Genomic DNA, 22,770 nt, shown 5'->3' on the forward strand with positions numbered 1-22,770 from the left:
GCCCCAGGTCCCTCAGATAGGTGTATCCGGGGATTTCTGGAGGGGACTCCTCGCGGTCATGGGTCACGGCAGGTCCTCCAGCAGCAGCGACTGGCCGTCGCCCAGGTCGAGGATGTCACCGCTGCGCAGCAGCACCGGCTCGGTGGGGGGCATCCGCATCGGGGCGGCGCCGTCGCGCCGCAGCACGGTGCCGTTGGCGGTGGACAGGCTGCGAGCCAGCACGGACCACTCGTCGAGTTGGATGAGCAGATGGTTGCGGGAGATGACCTGCTCCGGGCTGGGCACCGTAATCAGCGCCGGCGTGGCGCCTCCCAGTTCACTGACTCCGTCCGGGGACGGCTCCCGGCCCACGAGCACCGGCTGGTCGAGCACGACCTCTCCGCCGGAGGAGACGCGCACCCGGCCGAGCGGCGGGCAGGGAATGATGCGCGCCGGCTGGGTCAGTTCGGCACCGCACTCGCGGCAGGTGACGTAGTTGGTGGGGTTGGCGTGCCCAGATGGACACACCACCGACAGGGCCATACGGGTGTTCTCCGTTTCAGGCACCTCCGTGTGGGCCGCCGGCGACGGCGCGGCTAAACCAGAGTCCGCCTGCTCCTGCTGGTCCGGCAGCATCCGACCGAGTTCGTCAACGAGATCCTCGGGCAGGTCTGCCACCGTCCAGCCGTCGTGGTCACCGGGGCGGTCCTGGCTTTCCGCAGTCTGCTCGGGCTCCGGGGTTGCCTCCGAGTCGCGTCCCACGGCAGGGGGCGAGTCTGGGGCGGAGTCGTCCGTGGCACCCGCACCGGAGTCGACCTCGGGCTGCGCCGCGTCGGGCTCGACCGTCTCCGGCTGGGTGTCGGGCTCGACCGTCTCCGGCTGGATGTCGGGCTCTGGGGCGGCGGCATCCGCCTGCTCGCTGTCGGTGTTCTCCGCCGCGGAACCGGTGTCGGGCGCGCCCAGCTGGAGCCTGCCGGCGCGCAGTACGGCGTCGACGACGGGGCGCAGCACTGTCCCCGGCTGCCCGGGCACGGACAACGAGATACCGGGTTCGCCGGGCAGCGAAGCCTCCACCCAGGTGGCCACCTTGGCGGCGTCGAGGCGCTGGCCGTCAACCTCCAGGGACGGAGTGCCGCGCAGGGCGAGGTGGGTCCCCGAGTCCTCCAGCAGCACCAGTGCGAAGTCGGGGATGCGGGCGAGGTGCCCGCCGGTGCCCATCACGAGTCGATCGAGAATTGCGGTCAGGCCGCCGTCGGGGGATCGCAGCAGGCGCCAAAGCTGAGTCACCAATTCCTCCGGCACTTCCGGCGGCAACAGCAACACCCCTCGCGGCGTCACGGCTGCGCTCCAGGCGCCTTCCGCCCACAGAGTCTCGCGTTCGTTGTTCGCGTCGCTCACGTTATCTCCTTACAGCCGTTGTCCAGTGGGCTCGAAGCGATGGCACACCTGCTGGGAAGTGTCTCACACGCGACAACCCGCGCCAACCGCAATGGCCGGCGTAACCCGTCACCACTAACTACCCGTCTGTGGCCGAAGCGGGCGCCCCCGCCCCAAGCCGTTACTGAATTGTGCATTCGGCATCTCCGAAGTAGACGCGCCGTCCACGTTCCACCGTCTGTGCCCGCCCCGGAGTCAAGCGATGAACCCCGTGGGCGTCCTCCGCATGCGTGCCGTTGGTCGAATACAAGTCGGTTATGAGCACGCCGCCGCGCACCGGCTCCAACAGCGCGTGAGTTTTGGAAACCGATGGGTCATCCTGGAAGTCCACCAATAGCCGGCTCGCCCTTCCCGGGAGCGGATCGGGCGCCCGCCCCACCACGGTCGGCTGCGCCACGGTGAACAGGCGCCCGTTCGCCGTCGCCACCCGCACCAGTTCCGGGCTGCGCTCCTTGGCGACCACGATTGTCCCAGCCATGCGGTCATACCAGGTGCGGTGCCAGCCGCCGGCCTCCATGCTCACCACCATGGCAAGCGGGAGCACCCCGAATGTCGGCAGGGCCGCCAGCGTGAACAGCCAGGCGCGTTCGGCGGCCGCGGCCCCCGGAGGATCCGCGGGGCGGATCGCGCGCCGCAGCCGTATCGAGGTCAGCAACTGCCCCGGGCTGGCACCGGTCAGCGCCTGCACCAGAGTCATCAGCGCCGCCGTCAGCAGGCCCGCGGCCAGCCGACCCGCGGGCGACAGCGGCGTCAGGATGCCGACCGCAGCGATAATCGCGATGTCCACGATGCCGCTAACCACGCGCCGACGCCGGGAGGCTGGGATCGGTGAAGGAGCGGAGTCGGCCACCCACACAGCATAGGTCCTGCCGCATCCGATATATTGCACAGGCCTGTTAAAGGAGTAGCACAATGCAGATCGCCGTCTCCCCGAACCTCGACCGCTGGGTCGTCATCCCCGAGTTTCCCCCGCCGGGGTGGGCACGCATGGAGGCGCAGACCCGCAGCCGCATGCTCGACATGACCGGCCCCCAGTGGCGCACGGCCTTCGCGAACCTGCTGGAGGAGCTGCGACACACCGAGCGGGATGTTTCCCTGGCGCGGCTGCTGCACGTCGGCGAGGGCGGGCATCAGATCTTCGCGGTCGACCTCAGCCTGGTAATCGCTCAGGACGACGGCACCAAGGAGGGGCGGCGGGCCACCCAGCGCGCACTGATCGCCGACCTGCTTCCGCAGTCCGAACCGCAGCGGCTGCGCCCCACGCCGCAGACGGCCGGATTCCAGGCCGTGTCAACGGACACCGCCCCGGGCACAACCGCCCACCCCAGCGCCATGGTCGTGCTGCGTATGGCGGGACTGCCGACCGTTCCGGTCGACCTGGTCATGCGCGCGTGGAAGGCCAGCCCGGAAGTGGTGGCCGGCGCGCTGGATGACATCGTCTCCCTCGGCCAGGCGGTGGCCCCGGTGGACGTGTTCAACGAGTCACCCGGCCAGTGAGCTTCGAAACAGCCGGTTAGTACTCGGCCGCTTCGGCGGCCTGGAGCCACTGGGCCTCCAACTCCTCCCGCTCGGCCTCGGCCTGGGCGAGCTGCCGGCCTAGTTCGGTGAGCTGTTCCACGTCTACCTGCGCCGAGGCCAGCTCCATCTGCCGGTTCAGCTCGTCGATGTGGGCCGTCGTCTTCTCCAGGCGGCGCTCGACGCGGGCGAGTTCCTTGCGTGCGGCATGCAGCGCGGCGCCACTGCGCGCGGAGGCCGCCGGGGCGGAATGGGACTGTCGGGAGGCCGCCTGTGCGGCGTCGGACGCCTCGCGGCGCAGTTGCAGGTACTGCTCCACTCCCCCGGGCAGATCCTGGAGGGCGCCGTCCCCGAGCAGGGCGACCTGGTGGTCGGTGACTCGCTCAAGCAGGTAGCGGTCGTGGGAGACGACCACGAGCGTGCCGGGGAAGGAGTCGAGTAGGTCCTCGATGGCGGCGAGCGTGTCGGTGTCCAGGTCGTTAGTGGGCTCGTCCAGCAGCAACACGTTGGGCTCCCCCATCAGCAGCCGCAGCAGCTGCAGGCGGCGCCGCTCCCCGCCGGAGATCTCCCCCACGCGCGTCCAGGCGCGCGAGCGGGTGAAGCCGAGCCTTTCCACCAGTTGCGCGGCCGTCAGCTCCTTGCCGGCGACCAGGGTGCGTTCCCCGACCATGGCGACGGCGTCGACCACGCGCATCTCGGCCAGCGGGTCGAGTTCATGCGTGGTCTGCGACAGGGTGGCGACGGCGACGGTCTGGCCGCGCACGACCCGCCCGCGAGTGGGGGCGAGAGTGCCCTCCAGTAGCCGCAGCAGAGTGGTCTTGCCGGCGCCGTTGACGCCGACGATGCCGACGCGCTCGCCCGGTGCGAGTCGCCAGGTGACCCGGCGCAGCACCTCTCGCCGCCCGGTGGGGGCAGCGGGGTCGGGGTAGTCAACGCTGACGTCTTCCAGGTCGATGACCTTCTTGCCCAGCCGGGCGGTGGCCATGGCGGCGAGTTCCACGGTGTCGCGCGGCGGTGGCACGTCGGCGATGAGGGCCTCGGCGGCGTCGATGCGAAAGCGCGGCTTGGAGGTGCGGGCGGGAGCGCCGCGACGCAGCCAGGCCAGCTCCTTGCGCAGCAGGTTCTCGCGCTTGGCGGCGGCGGTCGCGGCCAGGCGGGCGCGCTCGGCGCGAGCCAGCACGTAGGCGGCATAACCGCCGTCGTAGGTCTCCACCCGCCCGGGAATCTGGGGGCGGTTGCCGCCGGGGTCCACGCCGGGTACGACCTCCCACACATGGTTGCATACGGCGTCCAGGAACCAGCGGTCGTGGGTGACGGTGACCAGGGCGCCGGCGTCGCGGCGGCGCGAGAAGCGGGCGGACAGGTGGCGGGCGAGCCAGTCGACGCCCTCCACATCCAGGTGGTTGGTGGGCTCGTCGAGGATGACCAGGTCGGCGTCGGCGGTCAGGACGGCGGCCAGGGCGACGCGGCGACGCTGCCCGCCGGACAGGGAGGAGACCGGGGCGTCCAGATCGAGGTCGGCCAGTAGGCCGGCGTGGATGTCGCGCACCGCCGGGTCGGAGGCCCAGGCGTGCTCGGGGGCGGCACCGTGCACGGCGGTGCGCACGGTGGCTTCCGGGGCGAACCGGTCCGACTGGGACAGCAGCGCGGCGCGGGTGTCCCCGGCGCGGGTGACACGGCCGGAGTCGGGCTCCCGGGTGCCGGCCAGCAGGGCCAGCAGGGTGGACTTGCCGGCGCCATTGGGGCCGAGCACGCCGACGCGGTCGCCGTCCTCAATGCCGAGGTTGACGTCGTCGAGCAGGATGCGGGGGCCGACGGTGGCGCGGACGGATTCGACGCCGAGTAGGTGCGCCATCAGCCCACCATCCGGGCGCCGGAAATGGGGGCGTCGGCGCGCAGGGCGCCGGCGACCAGGCCAGACGCATTCAGGGCGTTGGCCACGGCGGCCGCGGTGGTCGGGTCGGGTGCCAGAGCGGCGATGGTCGGGCCGGAGCCGGAGACGATCGCGCGCAGGGCGCCGGCGGACTCGGCCAGGGCGATGACCTCGGCCAGCTGCGGACGCAGGTCCAGGGCGGCGGGCTGCAGGTCGTTGTGCAGGGCGGCGGCCAGGGCGGCGGTGTCACCGTCGCGCAGGGCGGCGGTCAACGCGGCGGGCACATCGGCGGGGGCTGCGGCCACGGGGGTGAGCTCGTCAAAGCGGCGGAAGACGGCGGGGGTGGACAGTCCCTGCGCGGAGGTGGCGAAAACCCAGTGGTAGGTGCCGCGGGCCAGCAGGGGGGTGAGCCGGTCGCCGCGGCCGTGTCCGACTGCGGTGGCGCCGTGCAGCGGGAAGGGCACGTCCGCGCCGAGTTCGGCGGCGAGCCCGGACAGTTCGGCCTGGGTGAGCGCAGTGCCCCACAGGGCGTTGCAGGCGACCAGGGCGGCGGCGGCATCGGCGGAACCGCCGGCCATGCCGCCGGCAACGGGGACGCGCTTGCGCAGCAGCAGGTCGACACCATCCCCCACGCCGGTGGTTTCGGCCAGCAGGGCCGCCGCGCGCACGGCCAGATTGGTGGCGTCGGTGGGGACGGTGGGGTCCGGCTCGGCCAGGGTCAGGGTGATGGTGCCGCGCAGGTCGGCGGCCTGGCGGCGCGCGGTGACGGTCTCGATCAGCCGAACGGCCTGGAAGACGGTGGTCAGGGGATGGTAGCCGTCGGGGCCGGGGACACCGGCGGACAGGAACAGGTTGACCTTGCCGGGCGCTTCCACGCGCACCTGCGTCAGTGATCCGGAGCGGGGCGGCTGCGGGGCGGCCCCGGGAACGGCGTGCAGTGGGTTCATGTCTGGTTCCTATCCGGTTGCGTCGATGCCGGGGCGACGGCGGCGCCCGGGGCGGCGGGCAGGTCGCCGGCTTCGGCCAGGGCCTGGGTCAGGGCGGCGAAGGCGGTCACGTCCAGGCTCTCGCCGCGGGCGCCGGGGTCGATGCCGGCGGCGCGGGCGGCCACCTCCACGGCCGCAGGCGAGCCGGCGAGTGGCGCGAGCGCCCGGCGCAGGGTCTTGCGGCGCTGGGCGAAGGCGGCGTCGACGACGGCGAATACCTGCTCGCGGGTGGCGGTGGTGGCCGGGGGCTCGCGGCGGGTGAGGGTGACGACGGCGGAGTCGACGTTGGGGGCGGGCCAGAAGACGGTGCGTCCAATGCGGGCGTCGCGGCGCACCTCGCCGTACCAGGCGGCTTTGACGCTGGGCACCCCGTAGGTGCGCGAGCCGGGGGCGGCGGCGAGCCGATCGGCGACCTCCGCCTGCACCATGATGGTGGCGGTGCGCAGGCTGGGCAGGGCGGCGAGCACGTTGAGTAGTACGGGCACGGCCACGTTGTAGGGCAGGTTGGCGACCAACCGCGTGGGCGGCGGGGCGGGCAGTGATTGCGGCCCGGTTATGGTCAGGGCGTCGGCGGCCAGCACCGCCAGGCGGTCTGCGGCGTCGGGCAGGCGGTCGGCCACGGTGACCGGCAGGGCGCGGGCCAGCACGGGGTCGATCTCTACGGCGATGACGCGGGCGCCGGCCTGAAGCAGGGCGAGGGTCAGGGAGCCCAGCCCGGGACCGACCTCGAGGACGGTCTCGCCGGGGGCAACGCCGGACAGGCGCACTATGCGGCGGACGGTGCCGGCGTCATGGACGAAGTTCTGCCCGCGCGTCTTGGAGGGGCGCAGGTCCAGGGCGCGGGCGAGGCGGCGAATGTCGGCGGGGCCGAGGAGGCCGGGGTCGCTGTCGCGGGCGTCGGATTGGGGCACGCGCCCAGCCTATGTCAGGCGCGGTGATCGAGCCGCCGCGAGACCAATTGGGCGGCGCGGGGTGGTACGGCCGGGCGGCGCGGCACCGCCGCGTTGCCGGTGCCGCGCCGCCCGGATGGTCAGAGCAGGCCGAGCTGCGCGGCGCAGTGCGGCCATTGGCCCCAGCCGGACTGGGCCTGGAGCTTCTTGGCCATGGCGGTCTGGGTGGCGGCGTCGGCCTCATGCGGGTAGCCGGTGCCGCCCAGCGCCTGCCAAGTGGACAGGGAGAACTGGTACAGCCCGTAGAAGCCGTTGCCGGTGTTGGTGGCCGCGTTGCCGCCGGACTCGCACTGGGCCAGGGCCGCCCACACCGAGTCGTCGGCGGCCGAGGCGCTGCCGGAAGTCGAGCTGCTCGAGCTGGACGCCGTGGAACCAGAGGAACTGGCGGAGTCGGAAGCAGCGGCGGAGGCGTCCGCGGCCTCGGCGGTGTCCTCGGTGGTGGAACCGGTGCCGACCAGCACCACCTCGTCAACGCGCTCGCTGACCACCACGCGGGAGATCACCTCGCGTGAGGTCTCCTGGCCGTCCACACTGGTGACCTGGTAGACCACTCGGGTGACCCCGTTCACACCCGCGGTCTGTACCTCGGTCTCGCCCTCCGGCAGAGCATTCGTCTCCTGCTCCACCCGCTTGAACTCATCGACCTCGTCCTCGGATACCGAGGAGACCTCGGTCGCGTCACCGCCCGCGACCAGCACATCGGCGGCGTCCGCGTCGGCGGCGATGTCTCCACTCGCCGCCGAGGCGACCACCGCGGTTTCGGGGAGCGCCTCGGCGTCACCACCCGGAGCGGCGGCCTGGACCGCGGCGTAGGCGCCGCCCGAGACAGACAGGGCCAGGGCCGCTGCGACGCCTCCGGCGCGGAGCATGCCGGGTTTAAGCAGATCTTTAACGGGTGTCATGGGGTCCTCTCGTCGGTGGCGGCCGCCACCGAATCCTTGAACTCGACGTCGACTGGCCTTCACGCTAACGAAGAGCGCGGCAGCGGACAATGACGTCAGTCACGGATCGGGGCGCCGGTGCGAGCGGGCAAACCCGCACCTGTCCCGGCCGGCCTCACCGCCGCCAACCAGCCCACCAGGCCGGCAACACCAACCACACCCACAAACCGGAAGAGCCGGTTATGTGGCTCTTCGCGTTTTGGGGTGTGGTGATGTACAAGTGAGGGCCTGGTGGCTGTCGTTGTGGACGTTCCAGCGGGGCTGCTCTGGCAGGCACGGGTAGGGCGGGCGCGATTGATCGCCGCGAGCCCGGGCAGGCCACAACAGGTCCCGGCGGACGCGGCGAGCCCCGGCGAGTCCCGGCGAGTCCCGGCCTCACCCTCTCGGATGCGGCGGTCCGGGCGGGAGGACTCGGCTGCTCGCCTGACGGGGCACCCTTCTCGGGTCGACGATTCGACACTTCCGACGACGGTACGTACCTTCTGATCAACGATTCGTACTCCTATGGGACGGTACGTACCTCTAGGTGCCGAACCGCCACGAGAGGGTACGAATCGCCGGCGCTAAGTGCCGAACCGTCAACCACAGGTACCAACCGCCAGGGCCCGCGCCGACCTACGCGCCAGATCCCACCCGGGAAAACACACCAGACAACCCGGCCGGCCTGCACCCGGCGGCGCGGGCATCAACGACCAGGCCCGCACCCCGCACCCCAGCTGACAGCTCCCACCCTCACCCACCACACCCACAAACCGGAAGAGCCGGTTATGTGCCGAGATCGGTAGAAGTGGCGGCCCCCAGGCGTTTTGAGCGGCAGCGCATGGGCAGGTCACCCCATGGCCGGTCTTTCACGCCGCGCCTAACCTGCCCATATGAGAGTGATCCAGTTGCGCGTGAAGGACCTGTGGTGGTGCAGCGGGCTGTTGCCGTTGTGGACCGTAATCGGATCCGTGATTGACGGCGCCGTGGGGTGGGAACTCTTCTTCATCCCCTACGCGCTGCTCATCCAGCTATTCCTGCAGCTGCTGTTGGCCAGTGTCGCGGCGGCGCCCAACAGCAATGCATGGCGGGAACTGCCGCCGTGGACCAATCGGACGGCGCTGGTGGTGCTCGCCCTGGCGCTGCTGTGGCCTCCGCTGGTGCCGGCACTTACCGACTGGCCGGAGCTCGACGGCATTCTCACTCGAGCCGGCATGTCCTCCGACGCCGCAGGAGCCATCGGCTACGGACTCGTACTCGCGTACCTGCTCGCATGGGTTGTGGCGCTCATCGTCGCGGCCGTCGAGGGGGCGGCGCTAACGCGCCGCGCCGCCCTACAGCAGCCGATCCCGCCGACGTCCTCGCCGGGACCAGCACATCTAACACACCGAGGCCGGTGGATGTAACGCACCGAGACCGGCCGTTGCGACCGGTGCGGTGACGAGTGCGGCGGGGATCAGTACCAGCCAGTGGACTCGGAGTGGGCCCAGGCGGAGCAGGGGGTGCCGTAACGCCCGGAGATGTAGCCCAGGCCCCACTTGATCTGAGTGGTGGGGTTGGTGGCCCAGTCGGAGGCCACGGAGCTCATCTTGGAGCCGGGCAGTGCCTGAGGAATGCCGTAGGCGCCGGAAGAGGCGTTCTGGGCCTGGTAGTTCCAGCCGGACTCGCGGTTCCACAGGCTGACCAGGCAGGTGAACTGGGAGTCGTCCCAGCCGTAGGAGGACATCATCGACTGGGCGATGGACTGGGCGGAGGCAGCGGTGGTGCCGTCACCGGAAGCCGCCACCGTGGTTGTGGTGGATTCGGTTTCGGTGTCGGCGTCCTCACCGCTGGTGTCTGCAGCCGTGCCGGTGCCGACCAGCACCACCTCGTCGACCCGCTCGCTGACGACCACGCGGGAGATCACCTCGCGGGAGACCTCCTGGCCGTCGACGCTCGTTACGCGATAGACCACCCGAGTGACGCCGTCAACGCCCTCGGTCTGCACCTCGGTCTCACCCTCGGGCAGAGCATCCGTCTCCTGCTCCACCTGCTCGAACTCATCGGTCTCGTCCTCGGAAACCGCGGTCACCTCGGCGACGTCGCCGCCCACTACCAGGGCGTCGGCGGTGTCCTCGCCGGAGGCGGCGAGGGCCTGCATGCGCGCCTGGGACTCGGTGAGGGGGGCGACGCCGGAGTCACCGAACTGGGTGGCGGCGTAGGCGCCGCCGGAAACCGCCAGGGACAGGGTGGCGGCCACCCCTCCCGCCCGGTACATCGCCGGCGAAATCGAGGTCTTCGCGGGGCCGTCGGCGCGACGGCGGCCATGTGCGTCGGAGGTTTTGGTGAGGCTCTTTGAGGCCAGTGCCCCAAGCTCAACCAGCGTTGTGCTTAAGGAGCTGCTCTGGGAGTGACGACCCACGGGGATTCTTCCTAACGGTTGACAACTGCCGATCACGCTAACCGACTACGGGTGGCTCAGCAACACAAACTGACACATTTCACACCCATGTGCCGTAGGCCTGAGCGGTGTTGCGGGCCAGCACGGCGGCCATTTTCACCTCGTCGTATCCGCGCAATTGCGCGAGAAAACGTACGGTGTCCGGCATCAGATAGGAGCCGTTGGGGCGGCCGCGCCAGCGCTTCGGCGGCAAGTAGGGCGCGTCGGTCTCAATCAGCAGCAGCTCGTCGGGCACGGCCGCGACGGCGGAGCGCAGCTCCTCGTTGGCCGGGTAGGTGATGGGACCGGCCACGGAGGCGTACCAGCCGTGCTCGGCGCAGGCCTCGGCCAGGGCCGCTCCCCCGCTGAAGCAGTGGAAGACGGTCCGCTCGGGGGCACCGTCGGCTTCCAGAATCTCGATGCAGTCGGCGTGGGCGTCGCGGTCGTGGATCTGCAGCGGCAGATCGAGCTGCTTGGCCAGGGCGATGTGTTCGCGGAAGGCCTCACGCTGGACGGCGGCGCCGCGCGGACCGGTGCGGAAGAGGTCCATGCCGGTCTCCCCGACGGCGACGACGACGTCCCGGTTACCGCGCACCTGCGCCTCCAAGCGGCTGACCGCCTCGTCCAGGGGCTCGTCGTGGTGGGGCAGGCGCACGGGCTCCAGGCCGTCGGGGCCGATCTCCCGCACCCGGGCGTGGGCGACGGCCTCATTGGGGTGGATGGCCAGCGCGACCCGCACGCCGGGAAGCTCACGCGCAAGGGTGAGGCTCGGCGCCCAGGCGGTGGTCTCCGCGGCGGAGGTAATGAGGGCGGTCACTCCAACCGCGGCTGCCCGGGCAACCAGTTCGGCGGCGTCCAGCGGCGCGTCGGCGCCGGGCCCGGCGGCAGCCTCTCCGGGAACCGGCAGGTGGGTGTGATTGTCGGTGACCGGCGCCGCCAGAGGGGCGACGGCGTCGGCGGGCGGCCAGGAGCGGTCGCGGTGCTTGCGGCTCATGCGCCGGTGACGTCGTCGGGCTGGGAGTCGGCGTAGCGGGCCAGCTCCTCCTCCACGATGGCCTCGTCGAGCTTGACGAAGACGGGCTTGGGCTTGGCGATCGGCGTACCGACCGCCACGGGGTGGCGCTCCCACGTGGGCACGCCGCTGTAGTCGCCGGTGATGATCGGGTAGCCGGTGCGGCCGGTGAAGGCATCGGGCAGCACCTGCGGGTCGAGCTCGTCCACCTCCTCAATGTGGGGCATGGGGGCGATGGTGCCCTCGCCGCCCATCACGCGATCGACGTCGTTGGCGGCGTGCGGCAGGAACGGGGAGAGCATGAGGTTCAGGTCGACCACCACCTGGGCGAGGGTGTGCAGCACGGTGGCCAGCCGCCGGTGTTCGGGGCTGCCCTCCTCCCCCTTGAGTTTGAAGGGCTGGGTGTCGGCGATGTACTTGTTGGCCTCGCCCACCAGCCGCATGGCCTCGGCGAGCGCGGCCTTCTGCCGGTGGTGGCGGATCAGGTCGCCGACCGTATCGAAGCCGGCGGCGACGGCGTCCAGCAGGGCGCGGTCCACGTCCTCCAGCTCGCCCGGGGCGGGGATGGCGCCGAAGCGCTTGTGGATCATGGCGGCGGTGCGGTTGACCAGGTTGCCCCAGCCGGCCACGAGCTCGCCGTTGGTGCGGCGCACGAACTCCGCCCAGGTGAAGTCGGCGTCGGCGGTCTCGGGGCCGGCGGCGCAGATGAAGTAGCGCAGGGCGTCGGCCTGGTAGCGGGCCAGGAAGTCGCGCACGTAGATGACGATGCCGTGGGAGGAGGAGAACTTGCGGCCCTCCATGGTCAGGAACTCGCTGGAGACGACCTCGGTGGGCAGGTTCAGCACGCCCATGTCGCCGCTCTCGCCGCCGCGCTCGCCCTGGCCGTTGTAGCCGAGCAGCTCGGCGGGCCAGATCTGGGAGTGGAAGACGATGTTGTCCTTGCCCATGAAGTAGTAGGACAGGGCCTGCGGGTCGTTCCACCACTGGCGCCAGGCCTCGGGGTCACCGCTGCGGCGGGCCCACTCGATGGAGGCGGACAGGTAGCCGATGACGGCGTCGAACCACACGTACAGGCGCTTGTTCGGCTGGTCCTCCCAACCGGGGATGGGGATGCCCCAGTCGATGTCGCGGGTCATGGCGCGCGGGCGGATCTCCGCCAGGATGTTCTTGGAGAAGCGGATGACGTTGGGACGCCAGGCGCCGGAGGCCTCCCGCTCGTCCAGCCAGGCGCCGAGCGCATCGGCCAGGGCGGGCAGGTCCAGGAACCAGTGAGTGGACTCGACGAACTCGGGCGTCTCCCCGTTGATGCGGGAGTGGGGGTCGATCAGGTCGGTGGGGTCGAGCTGGTTGCCGCAGGTGTCGCACTGGTCGCCGCGGGCGCCGGCGGCGCCGCAGATCGGGCAGGTGCCCTCGATGTAGCGGTCGGGCAGGGTACGGCCGGTGGAGGGGGAGATCGCGGAGCGGGTGACCTGCTCGACCATGTAGCCGTTGTCGCGCACGGTGCGGAACATGTCCTGCACCACCCGGTAGTGGTTGCCGGCGGTGGTGCGGGTGAACAGGTCGTAGGACAGGCCGAGCGCCACCAGGTCCTCGACGATGAGCCGGTTGTTGCGGTCGGCCAACTCGCGCGGGCTGATTCCCTCCTCGTCGGCGGCAACCAGGATCGGGGTGCCGTGCTCGTCGGTTCCGGACACCATGAGGACGTCGTGGCCGGCCATGCGCATGTAGCGGGAGAAGACGTCGGACGGGACGCCGAAGCCGGCGACGTGTCCGATGTGGCGGGGACCGTTGGCGTAGGGCCAGGCGACGGCGGAGAGGATACGGCTCATGGGGGCAGCCTATCCGTTCCCGCGGCCGGGTACGGCCCCGGGTTGTTCTCCCCCTGTGTTTGCGGCTCCGGCACCCCTATGGTGGCGGCGACGAGCACGCCAGGTGTGCGTCATCGAGCTTGGAGGAGATCACGATGCCCCGACCGCCTGCGTCTGGAACACCGCGAGTCCCGTTGCGCATCGGCGTGGTCCTGTGTTTGGTGGCGCTGGCCGGGCTGGCCATCTGTCTACCCATGGCGCGCCCCATCAGGGACCTGCAGGCGCTGGATTCGGCTGGGGTGACCACCGTGAGCCTGGATGCGGCGACCACATATGGCCTGTGGGGTTATAGCACCGTGGACTGCACCGTCACCGGCCCGAACGGGGACGGCGTCGTGGTTCTTCCGCCGTCGGAGGAGACGCCAGTGGCCGATCATCGGATTCTCGGAGTGATCGAGGCCGAAGCGACCGGCGATCACACCTTCACGTGTTCCGGGCACGAGAAGCAGGAGGTATCGGTGGGGCGCCTGACCGACCTCCGGATCGTCGACTGCGGTTGGTGGGGAGCGATCACCGCTACCTGCATGGGCCTCGTCGGCCTCCCGCTGGCTACGTTCGGGGGCATTTGGCACTTTATCGACAATAGGCGCGCCCGATCGAACCGGCGCGGCCCCGCCGCAACCACCCGGGGAATCATCCGGGAATAGTCGGCGTACCAACGTCGATCTGCTTCCCGCCAACGTCTCGCCGTCACTCACGGAAGCCGCCTGCGGGCGACACGGCACGTATCGTGAGCGTGATAGCGCGACAACCGACGCCACCAGCCCTCTACCGCACCGGAGTAACCCATGTCCTACCCCCCGACTCCCGGCTCCCCCTATGCGACCGCGCCCCGTGGCGCCGGCCCCAACTCCTACGCCCCTGCCGCACCGGCCCCCAAGGGGCGCAAGGGTCCGCTGATTCTGTTGCTCTCCGGGGTGGCCCTGTGTGTGGTCGCCGGCATTGCCATCATCATCGTGGCGGTCTCGGCCACGCGCACCGCAGGCGAGCTGCAGCCGATTGTCGCCAACGGGACCACCACCGTTCGCCTCGAGGCCGGGGAGGTGTACGGGCTGTACGGCAATGGGTCCTCGGGCTGCACCGTGGCCGGCGCCGACGGTACGGAGTTGGAGGTGACCAAGCCGTCGTCGAGTATTACCGTCAATGACCGGCGACTGTTCGGTGTGATTGCGCCCGCCTCCTCCGGCGACCACGCCATCACCTGCAGCACTTTGCTGGTGAGCGAGGACGTGTACTTCGGTCCGCTGATCGGCGCCCAGGACATCGGGCGCGCGGTATTCGGGGTCCTCGCCGCCGCCAGCCTTCTGGTGCTGGGCGTCCCCCTGACGATCGGCGGCATCATCTGGCTCGTCATACGCATTTCACACAACAGGCGAGCTCTACAGGCGCAGGCTGCATATCCAACCGCAGGCACCAGGCTGTGAGGTTCGGCTGACGAAGACGGCATCGCCCCGTAAAGTCACGTAAAGTCACGGTTGAATCTCGTGGGAGTCGGCGGCGGCCCGCCGGCGGGAAGTACCGGCAGGAAGTAGAGGTGCAGGCGATGGCCGTGTGGAATCAGCCCGGTCCGGGCGTCAATGGACCACCGCAGCGCCCGCGAGGCGTGGACGCGGACGGCCTGCCCTCACTGACGGTGCCGCGCGTCGTCACCATCGGGGGCGTGGCGGCGCTGCTGGTGGCGGTAGCACTGTTCGCAGCAGCGGTGGCGATTGCCCCGCGTGTGCTTGAGGAGGACGCCGTCGCGATCGACCAGGGTGGGCGGTCGACGGCGCTGTCCCTGCTTGAGGACACCGAATACGGCTTCTTCTCCGCCGACGCCAACGTCGCCTGCAAGGTCTTCGACCCGGCGGGAACGGCACTGGATGTCTATACGCTGGATCATGACAACAGCGACCCGCCCCAGGTGCTCGGCTTCCGGTCGACCAACGCCGGCACCTACGACGTCGCCTGCACCGGGACAAGCGCGATCACCATCAACCAGTCCAACGTGTCCCCGGAGTGGAGCCGTAGCCTGCGCATGGCCGTCACTTCGATCCCCTTCTGCGTGGCGGGCCTGACCAGCACCGTAGTCGGCGCGATCTGGCTGGTGGCGCGCCGACGTCGTCGCACGCGCGTCATGATGAGCCGACTGTATCCGCTTGCAGGAGCGCCCGTCGTTCCGGCACCACCGATGTCGGCACCGCAGCCCGCCCCCGCCGCAACGCCGACGGTCGGTTATGGCCTGGCCCCGCAGCAGGTGGTCTACCGGCCGCTGCCCCCGCCCGACGGCGGCCAGGGCGTCTAGCCCTCTTCCGGGCGCCGGCGTTTTAGGCGTCGTCGGCGTCGCGCCGGGCAAGCGCCGCCCGATACACCTCATTGGGGCGAGCACCGGCCCGCGGGGCGACCTCGGCGGCGGCAGCCTTCAGCCGCATGCCGGAGTCCGCCAGGGCCAGCGCCTCGGCGGCAGCCTGCTGTAGGTCCACCACCCGGGCGGGGGCGCCGGCAACCACCAGCACCACCTCCCCCAGCACGCCGTCGGCCGTGGCGTCCGCGAGTTCCCCCAGGGTTGCGCGCTGTACCTCCTCGTGCGTCTTCGTCAGTTCCCGGCACAGTGCGGCACGGCGGTCCGCGCCGAAGGCCTGGCACATGGCACGCAGGGTCTCGTGGGTGCGCCGGGGCGATTCCAGGAACACCATGGTGCGCGGCTCATCCGCTAACGCCGTCAGGGCGCGGACGCGCTCCCCCGCCTTGCGCGGGAGAAAACCCTCGAAGGTGAAGCGATCGGTGGCCAGTCCGGAGAGCACCAGGGCGGTAAGCACGGCGGAGGGCCCGGGCGCGGCGGTGACCGGGACGTCGGCGTCGACGGCGGCCACCACCAGCCGGTAGCCGGGGTCCGAGATGCCCGGCATGCCGGCGTCGGAGACAACCAAGACGGCGCTGCCCGCACGTGCGGCCGCAAGCAGTTCGGGGGCCCGGGAGACCTCGTTGTGCTCATGGAAGGCCACCACGCGGCCGCCCACGCTCACCCCCAGACGGCGGGCCAGGGCGAACAGGCGGCGGGTGTCCTCCGCGGCGATGAGGTCGGCACACTCCAGGGCCCGGCGCAGGCGCGGGGAGGCGTCGGCGACGTTCCCGATCGGGGTCGCGGCCAGGGTGATCGTGCCCGGGCGCGGGGCGGCGTCCACCGAAGGCGCAGGCGGCGCAACATCCTCCGGGGCCGCCGGCCGTGTTTCTGCCGTCCGGTCGGCCTCGGCCGCCGGCGCGCCGCTGTCGTCCGCGGGCGTGGCATCACTCATGTCGTTATTCATGGGCTCAGTATGACGGGCCGCCTTAGACTCGCAGACGTGACTTCACCCTGTGCTGCTTCACCGGATGGCGCCGACGCGTCCCCTACTCCAGGAGACTCTCCCAGCGATGGCTCCCTGCACGCGGCAGCTGCCGCGACTGCCGTCGTCGAGACCGACAGCGCCTCCAAGACCGACACCAACGCCGGTAAGCCCAGTGAGACCGAGACTCCACGCAGCGAGAACCAGCTGCGGTCTCTACTGGGACTGGAACCGCTTGGCACCGAACTGCCGCGGCAGACGCGTATCAACGGCTGGGTGCCCACCGCGTTGGCTGGACTGGTGGCGGCGCTGACGCGGCTGATTGGCCTGAGTCACCCGCATCAGCTCATGTTTGACGAGATCTACTACGTCAAGGACGGCTACGCACTGTGGCAGAACGGCTACGAGTCCAAGTGGGGCGACGGCGCCGATGAGCTGTTCGCGCAGGGAGACTTCTCTGCGCTGACAACCGACCCCAGCTATGTGGTGCATCCGCAGCTGGGCAAATGGCTGATCGGTCTGGGTATGCAGATCTTCGGCGCGGACTCTTCTTTCGGCTGGCGGGTCATGCCGGCGTTGGCGGGCGTTTTGACGGTGATTGTGCTGGCGCGGCTCACGCTGCGGCTGACCCGTTCGCCGTTGCTCGCCGGCCTGGCCGGGGTATTGCTGGCGATCGATGGTGTAGGGATCACCGAGTCGCGGATCGGACTGTTGGACGGGTTCATCGGCCTGTTCGCGACGGTCGCGCTTTATTGCCTCGTGCGCGACCGGGAATGGTCCCGGGCGCGTCTGGCGGCCGACTTCGCGGGCGTGCCCATCGCTGCGGAGGTGCCCGCGCCCCTGGCACCGCGGGCACACCTGCGCCCGTGGCTGATTGGGGCGGGCATCGCCGCCGGGCTGACCTGTTCGGTGAAGTGGTCCGGCGCCTACCTGCTGGCTGCGATCGGGATTCTTGTGGTCGTCTGGGATACGTTGGCACTGCGCCGGGTCGGGGCGCGTGCCTGGTTCCTCGAGGGGACCGTTGCGCGCGGCATGGGGGATTTCATTCGCCTGGTGCCGGTGGCCTTCATCGTCTATCTGGGTGCCGGCTGGGGTTCGTGGTTCTTGCACGACGGCGCCTACTACCACGGCTGGGCGGCGGCGCAGCGCGCGGAGACCGGCACGGTGGCACGCTCCTGGCTACCGGATTCCCTCAACGACCTGCTCGAGTACCACCTGTCGATGTACGACTTCCACGTTGCTCTGGACACCGAGCATCCCTACATGTCGAAGCCGATCGGCTGGCTGGTGCAGTGGCGGCCGACGTCGTTGTACTGGAAGGGCTCTGAGGAGCTGGCCGGCGCCGATTGTGGTTCGGGCCGCTGTATCCAGGCCATCACCTCGATCGGCAACATACCCATCTGGTGGGCGGCCGTGCTGGCACTGGTCTTCGTGATCGTGGTACTGGCAATCGGCCGCCGCGACTGGCGCGTTTGGGTGCCGCTGATCGGGTACGTCGGCCTTTACCTGCCGTGGTTCATCTACTCCAACCGGACCATCTTCACCTTCTACACGGTGGCGTTCGAACCGTGCATGGTGCTGGTGCTGGTGTTGGCACTGGGCGCAGTTTCCGGCATGCTCACGCCCGTGCCCGGGTCGGCAGCCGAGCGTGAGGAGGCGCGTCTGATCGCGGAGGGACGGATTGGGCCGGGGCTCCCCTATCCACGTGGCGCCGTGGCCGCATATTTCGGCTTCGGCATGCGTGCAACGCGCACCCGTCTTCCCGAAGCCTGGACGGGCGTACCGCATTGGCGCCTGCGCGGAGAAGGACTGGCACTGATGGCCGGCGTGATTGTGCTCGCTGCGATGTTCACGGTGGCGTGGTGGCCGATTTGGACCGGACAGACCGTGTCCTACACGTTCTGGCACTGGCACATGTGGCTGAGTTCTTGGATCTAGGGCCGGCGTCCACGGGGTAGCCCTGTCTTGTCCCCCTGGTTGGAGCTACGGGGCATTCCGCTGCGCGCGACTGCGGTGGGGCACTTCCCGGGCCGGCAGGCCCGGCGCCCCATGTGGTACGTGCGGCTGAGCTCTCGGCCGCACGGTAGGGCCCGCCGGAGTCCGCGGTCCGCGGGCCCTGCCCCGGGCACCTCCTGCTGGAGCGGTCCAAACCGACGCCGGGGGGCCAACCGTGGGCCCTACCCGGGGGTAACCTGAGTCGTGACGGTTTAGTACCCACAAGTCATGCTATGCCGGCTGGCGCCCGTGAGCTGGGGGCGTCTGTTACGCCACTTCACCGTCTACTACGCCGGTTGACGGTCCGCTGTATACCTCGGAGCCCTTCAACAGACGACCAAGTGGCGTAGTAGACCGCGAACAGGCGTAGCAGTCGAGTACCCCGTTGCCGAGCACACGGCCAAGGGGCCCCTCGGTGAGTACGTGCCCGGCTGAGGTTCGCGGCTCGAGCCAGTACGGGCGTGCCTGCGAAGGTCACACCGCCTCACCGTTGGCTGTGGTGTCTGCCCACTCGTATTTCCGTGTGTGCGGCCTGTGTGGGCTCGTGGTTTGTGGGCTGGTGCGGCTGCTTTGCCGCGTTGGTGTCTGGTGGGGTCGTGTCGTGTTGTGTGCGTGTGGTGTGTGCCCCCCGGCCAGGGCCCCGGGGGTGGGTGCGGGTTGTGGGTGTGGGTTCGTGAGCGTGCCGGCAGTGTCCTACTCTCCCACCCGCCTTCCGGGGGCAGTACCATCGGCGCTGGGGGGCTTGGCTTCCGGGTTCGGAAAGGAAAGACCGGGCATGACCCACCCCGCTATGACCACCGGCACACACACCAACCCACACCCACCCAGAAACAACCAGGCCAGGCGGACGCTCGCGCACGCACCACACACCCTGTTCACATATCAGCACCCTATTCGGGTGGGTTGCCTGTGAACCGTACAGCGGACGCAAAAAACAAACCAACTGATTGAAAGAACTGCCCAACTCATGTTGTTTGCCGGCTGAACACTGCTGCTTGTGGAAGCCCCACGCGTCAAGCCATCCCACGCGCACCCACCCCGAACACAAGGGGCCGGGGGGCGTGTGCCTGCCGATTCCATGCCATAAAAACAATTGTTTCGCTCGCCACCACCCACCACCTAAGGGGCCCCCGGCCGGGAACCCCCCGGGCAGTGAGTGTTGTGTTGTGTTGTGTCGGCCATTGTTAGTACCAGTCAGCTCAGCAACAGGATTCACCCCACACGGGACTGCCTGCTTCCACACCTGGCCTATCAACCCAGTCGTCTAACTGGGAGCCTACCAACCCCCCACAAGGAGGGGTTGCGGAGACCTTATCTTGGAGACGGTTTCCCGCTTAGATGCTTTCAGCGGTTACCCGACCCGAACGTAGCCAACCAGCCATGCACCTGGCGGTACAACTGGCACACCAGAGGTTCGTCCGTCCTGGTCCTCTCGTACTAGGGACAGCACTCCTCAAGTCTCCAACGCGCGCAGAGGATAGGGACCGAACTGTCTCACGACGTTCTAAACCCAGCTCGCGTACCGCTTTAATGGGCGAACAGCCCAACCCTTGGGACCTGCTCCAGCCCCAGGATGCGACGAGCCGACATCGAGGTGCCAAACCATGCCGTCGATATGGACTCTTGGGCAGGATCAGCCTGTTATCCCCGGGGTACCTTTTATCCGTTGAGCGACGACCCACCCACACGGGATCGCCGGATCACTAGCTCCCACTTTCGTGCCTGCTCGACCCGTCAGTCTCACAGTCAAGCCCTCTTGTGCGCTTGCACTCAACACCTGGTTACCGACCAGGATGAGAGAACCTTTGAGCGCCTCCGTTACCTTTTAGGAGGCAACCGCCCCAGTTAAACTACCCACCAGGCACTGTCCCTGACCCGGATCACGGGCCCAGGTTCAGACGCACGCCACCATCAGAGTGGTATCCCAACAACGACTCCACAACCGCTAGCGCGACCGCTTCACAGTCTCCCACCTATCCTGCACAAACAATGGCGGACGTCAATACCAAGCTGCAGTAAAGGTCCCGGGGTCTTTCCGTCCTTCTGCGCGTAACGAGCATCTTTACTCGTAATGCAATTTCGCCGAGCTCATGGTTGAGACAGTAGAGGAGTCGTTACGCCATTCGTGCAGGTCGGAACTTACCCGACAAGGAATTTCGCTACCTTAGGATGGTTATAGTTACCACCGCCGTTTACTGGGGCTTAGGCTCACCGCTTCACCCCACACTAACCGTGGGACTAACGGATCCTCTTAACCTTCCAGCACCGGGCAGGCGTCAGTCCGTATACATCGCCTTACGGCTTCGCACGGACCTGTGTTTTTAGTAAACAGTCGCTCCTCCCTGGTCCCTGCGACCCTCACCCCTAGCCCGCAACGGGGCTTCAAGGCTCAGGCCCCCCTTCTCCCGAAGTTACGGGGGCATTTTGCCGAGTTCCTTAACCATGATTCACTCGCACGCCTGGGCATACTCTGCCCGACCACCTGTGTCGGTTTAGGGTACGGGCGGTAAAGCACCTCACGTCGAGGCTTTTCTAGGCACCACAGGATCACCCTACTATCCCCCACCACACCGGCAGGGTCACCATCACGCCTCACCCAACCCCACCCAACAGGGCAGGGCACGGCACCCGGATTTACCTAGGCACCAGGCCACACGCTTGAACGGGACAAGCCATAAGCCCCGCGAGGCTACCTCTGTGCGTCACCCCAGTTAAAACACGCTTGCCTACCAGCACGGTCGGTCCCCAGACCACACCACCACCCCACAGCCAGGCCCGAAAGCCCAACCACAGGAAAACAGCGGCAACGGCGTGGGTTAGCACCCGCACGTCAGCATGGGCGGTACTCCACCGGTACGGGAATATCAACCCGTCATCCATCGACTACGCCTGTCGGCCTCGCCTTAGGCCCCGACTCACCCAGGGAGGACGAACCTGCCCCTGGAACCCTTAGTCATACGGCGCCGGGGAATCCCACCCCGGTCTCGCTACTCATGCCTGCATTCTCACTCCCACGCCGTCCACCCAAGAGTCACCCCCGGGCTTCACCCAACGCAGGACGCTCCCCTACCACCCCAACCCAACCAGGGCCGGGGTCCGCGGCTTCGGCGGTGCGCTTGAGCCCCGCTACATTGTCGGCGCACGACCACTCGACCAGTGAGCTATTACGCACTCTTTCAAGGATGGCTGCTTCTAAGCCAACCTCCTGGCTGTCACCGCGACCGCACATCCTTTCCCACTTAGCGCACACTTAGGGGCCTTAGCCGGCGATCCGGGCTGTTTCCCTCTCGACCACGAAGCTTATCCCCCGCAGTCTCACTGCCACGCTCAACCAATACGGCATTCGGAGTTTGACTGGCATCAGCAACCCTGTAAGGCCCCTCAACCAACCAGTGCTCTACCTCCGCACGGCAACACGCAACGCTGCACCTAAATGCATTTCGGGGAGAACCAGCTATCACGGAGTTTGATTGGCCTTTCACCCCTACCCACAGCTCATCCCCCCCGTTTTCAACCGAGGTGGGTTCGGTCCTCCACACGCTCTTACACGTGCCTCAACCTGGCCATGGGTAGATCACCCCGCTTCGGGTCCAGAACGCGCCACTAAAACGCCCAAACTTCAGACTCGCTTTCGCTACGACTACCCCACACGGGTTAACCTCGCGACACGCCCTGACTCGCAGGCTCATTCTTCAAAAGGCACGCCACCACCCACACAGACCAGAAAACCAGCCCGGCAGGCTCTGACGGCTTGTAGGCGCCCGGTTTCAGGTACTCTTTCACTCCCCTCCCGGGGTACTTTTCACCATTCCCTCACGGTACTAATCCGCTATCGGTCACCAGGAAGTATTTAGGCAGCCAGGTGGTCCTGGCAGACACACGCAAGACTCCACGAACCCCACGCACAAAAGGGGAAAAAAAACATGCTCAACACCACACCAGCAGGTTCAACCTACGGGGCTATCACCCTCTACGGCTCCCCATCCCAGAGAATCCAGCTACCCACCAGCAAACAGTGCGGGCCCACGGCAGCAAACCCACAAGCACGCCCCACAACCCCGCAGCCGCAACCCCTGCCGAGTAATCACACGACCACGGTTTAACCTAATCCGCTTTCGCTCGCCACTACTCACAGAATATCCTCTCCTACGGGTACTAAGATGTTTCACTTCCCCGCGTAACCCCCCACCCCCTATCAATTCAGGGACAGGTGACGCGACACAACTCGCGCCGGGTACCCCCATTCGGAAACCCTCGGATCACAGCCCGCAAGCCAGCTCCCCGAGGCATATCGCAGGCCGCCACGTCCTTCATCGGCTCCTGGTGCCAAGGCATCCACCGAACGCCCAAAAAACAACACAAACAAACACAAGCAAAACAAAACAAGCAAAACAGGCAAAACAACAACAAAACACGCAAAACAACCACAAGCAACAACAAACCAGCAAACAAGCTGAACAAACAATCATTGATGCTCGCGTCCGCTATACAGTTCACAACCAACCCACCCA

General features: G+C 68.4%; 16 protein-coding genes and 2 rRNA genes. 6 read left to right on the plus strand and 12 right to left on the minus strand.

Annotated elements, in window-relative coordinates; translation table 11 throughout:
- Window positions 1-63: 63 nt before the first annotated feature.
- Complete coding sequence (locus C3B71_RS12400) at window positions 64-1,377, minus strand: FHA domain-containing protein (protein ID WP_234415910.1); 1,314 nt, start codon at window positions 1,375-1,377, stop codon at window positions 64-66.
- A gap of 160 nt (window positions 1,378-1,537) precedes the next feature.
- Complete coding sequence (locus C3B71_RS12405; RefSeq protein WP_234415911.1) at window positions 1,538-2,266, minus strand: FHA domain-containing protein; 729 nt, start codon at window positions 2,264-2,266, stop codon at window positions 1,538-1,540.
- A 62-nt stretch (window positions 2,267-2,328) separates the two neighbouring features.
- Here C3B71_RS12405 and C3B71_RS12410 point away from each other — a divergent pair, with 62 nt between their 5' ends.
- Entirely contained in the window at window positions 2,329-2,913 is a 585-nt protein-coding gene (locus C3B71_RS12410) for a hypothetical protein (protein ID WP_073328261.1), read from the plus strand.
- Between the two features lie 16 nt (window positions 2,914-2,929).
- Here C3B71_RS12410 and C3B71_RS12415 read toward each other — a convergent pair whose 3' ends face one another.
- The 4 genes from C3B71_RS12415 to C3B71_RS16825 all read right to left on the minus strand — a co-directional run bounded on the left by C3B71_RS12415 (window position 2,930) and on the right by C3B71_RS16825 (window position 7,642).
- Window positions 2,930-4,786 carry an ABC-F family ATP-binding cassette domain-containing protein gene (locus C3B71_RS12415; protein WP_108968448.1) on the minus strand — a complete coding sequence of 619 codons (1,857 nt, stop codon included), beginning with the start codon at window positions 4,784-4,786 and terminating at the stop codon, window positions 2,930-2,932.
- A complete protein-coding gene (locus tag C3B71_RS12420) occupies window positions 4,786-5,751 on the minus strand; it encodes a 4-(cytidine 5'-diphospho)-2-C-methyl-D-erythritol kinase (protein ID WP_108968449.1) in 966 nt (321 codons plus the stop codon). The genes C3B71_RS12415 and C3B71_RS12420 overlap by 1 nt, the downstream gene beginning before the upstream one ends.
- The gene (gene rsmA, locus C3B71_RS12425; protein ID WP_073328253.1) at window positions 5,748-6,701 is read right to left on the minus strand and encodes a 16S rRNA (adenine(1518)-N(6)/adenine(1519)-N(6))-dimethyltransferase RsmA; all 954 of its coding nucleotides are present in this window, start codon (window positions 6,699-6,701) and stop codon (window positions 5,748-5,750) included. The genes C3B71_RS12420 and rsmA overlap by 4 nt, the downstream gene beginning before the upstream one ends.
- Before the next feature lie 119 nt (window positions 6,702-6,820).
- Window positions 6,821-7,642: a resuscitation-promoting factor gene (locus C3B71_RS16825; protein ID WP_108968451.1), complete on the minus strand. Its 822-nt coding sequence runs from the start codon at window positions 7,640-7,642 to the stop codon at window positions 6,821-6,823.
- A gap of 911 nt (window positions 7,643-8,553) precedes the next feature.
- On the opposite strand from C3B71_RS16825, the gene C3B71_RS12435 reads away from it, so the two are divergent.
- On the plus strand, window positions 8,554-9,066 hold the full coding sequence (locus tag C3B71_RS12435; RefSeq protein WP_146752324.1) for a hypothetical protein: 513 nt from the start codon (window positions 8,554-8,556) through the stop codon (window positions 9,064-9,066).
- A gap of 50 nt (window positions 9,067-9,116) precedes the next feature.
- Here C3B71_RS12435 and C3B71_RS12440 read toward each other — a convergent pair whose 3' ends face one another.
- The 3 genes from C3B71_RS12440 to metG all read right to left on the minus strand — a co-directional run bounded on the left by C3B71_RS12440 (window position 9,117) and on the right by metG (window position 12,920).
- Window positions 9,117-10,061, minus strand: a complete 945-nt coding sequence (locus tag C3B71_RS12440) for a G5 domain-containing protein (protein ID WP_073328245.1) — start codon at window positions 10,059-10,061, stop codon at window positions 9,117-9,119.
- Window positions 10,062-10,140: 79 nt separating this feature from the next.
- Window positions 10,141-11,073, minus strand: coding sequence for a TatD family hydrolase (locus tag C3B71_RS12445; RefSeq protein ID WP_108968455.1), 933 nt, complete (start codon window positions 11,071-11,073; stop codon window positions 10,141-10,143).
- Window positions 11,070-12,920, minus strand: a complete 1,851-nt coding sequence (metG, locus tag C3B71_RS12450; protein WP_073328240.1) for a methionine--tRNA ligase — start codon at window positions 12,918-12,920, stop codon at window positions 11,070-11,072. The genes C3B71_RS12445 and metG overlap by 4 nt, the downstream gene beginning before the upstream one ends.
- A gap of 134 nt (window positions 12,921-13,054) precedes the next feature.
- Here metG and C3B71_RS12455 point away from each other — a divergent pair, with 134 nt between their 5' ends.
- The 3 genes from C3B71_RS12455 (at window position 13,055) to C3B71_RS12465 (ending at window position 15,243) form a co-directional block, all read left to right on the plus strand.
- On the plus strand, window positions 13,055-13,606 hold the full coding sequence (locus C3B71_RS12455) for a hypothetical protein (RefSeq protein ID WP_146750869.1): 552 nt from the start codon (window positions 13,055-13,057) through the stop codon (window positions 13,604-13,606).
- A gap of 141 nt (window positions 13,607-13,747) precedes the next feature.
- A complete protein-coding gene (locus tag C3B71_RS12460) occupies window positions 13,748-14,383 on the plus strand; it encodes a hypothetical protein (protein WP_108968457.1) in 636 nt (211 codons plus the stop codon).
- A 119-nt stretch (window positions 14,384-14,502) separates the two neighbouring features.
- Entirely contained in the window at window positions 14,503-15,243 is a 741-nt protein-coding gene (locus tag C3B71_RS12465; RefSeq protein ID WP_146750867.1) for a hypothetical protein, read from the plus strand.
- Between the two features lie 22 nt (window positions 15,244-15,265).
- Here C3B71_RS12465 and rsmI read toward each other — a convergent pair whose 3' ends face one another.
- Window positions 15,266-16,246 (minus strand): 16S rRNA (cytidine(1402)-2'-O)-methyltransferase, encoded by a 981-nt coding sequence (rsmI, locus tag C3B71_RS12470; RefSeq protein WP_234415912.1) that lies wholly within the window; start codon window positions 16,244-16,246, stop codon window positions 15,266-15,268.
- 36 nt (window positions 16,247-16,282) lie between these two features.
- Here rsmI and C3B71_RS12475 point away from each other — a divergent pair, with 36 nt between their 5' ends.
- A complete protein-coding gene (locus C3B71_RS12475; protein WP_234415913.1) occupies window positions 16,283-18,202 on the plus strand; it encodes a dolichyl-phosphate-mannose--protein mannosyltransferase in 1,920 nt (639 codons plus the stop codon).
- A 737-nt stretch (window positions 18,203-18,939) separates the two neighbouring features.
- On the opposite strand, the gene rrf is transcribed toward C3B71_RS12475, so the two are convergent.
- Together rrf and C3B71_RS12485 are read right to left on the minus strand one after the other, a co-directional pair.
- Window positions 18,940-19,061, minus strand: a 5S ribosomal RNA gene (rrf, locus tag C3B71_RS12480).
- Between the two features lie 360 nt (window positions 19,062-19,421).
- Window positions 19,422-22,621 (minus strand): 23S ribosomal RNA (locus tag C3B71_RS12485).
- Window positions 22,622-22,770: the final 149 nt, after the last annotated feature.

Source organism: Actinomyces sp. Z16, from assembly GCF_003111765.1.
In the GTDB taxonomy this organism is placed as follows: domain Bacteria; phylum Actinomycetota; class Actinomycetes; order Actinomycetales; family Actinomycetaceae; genus Actinomyces; species Actinomyces glycerinitolerans.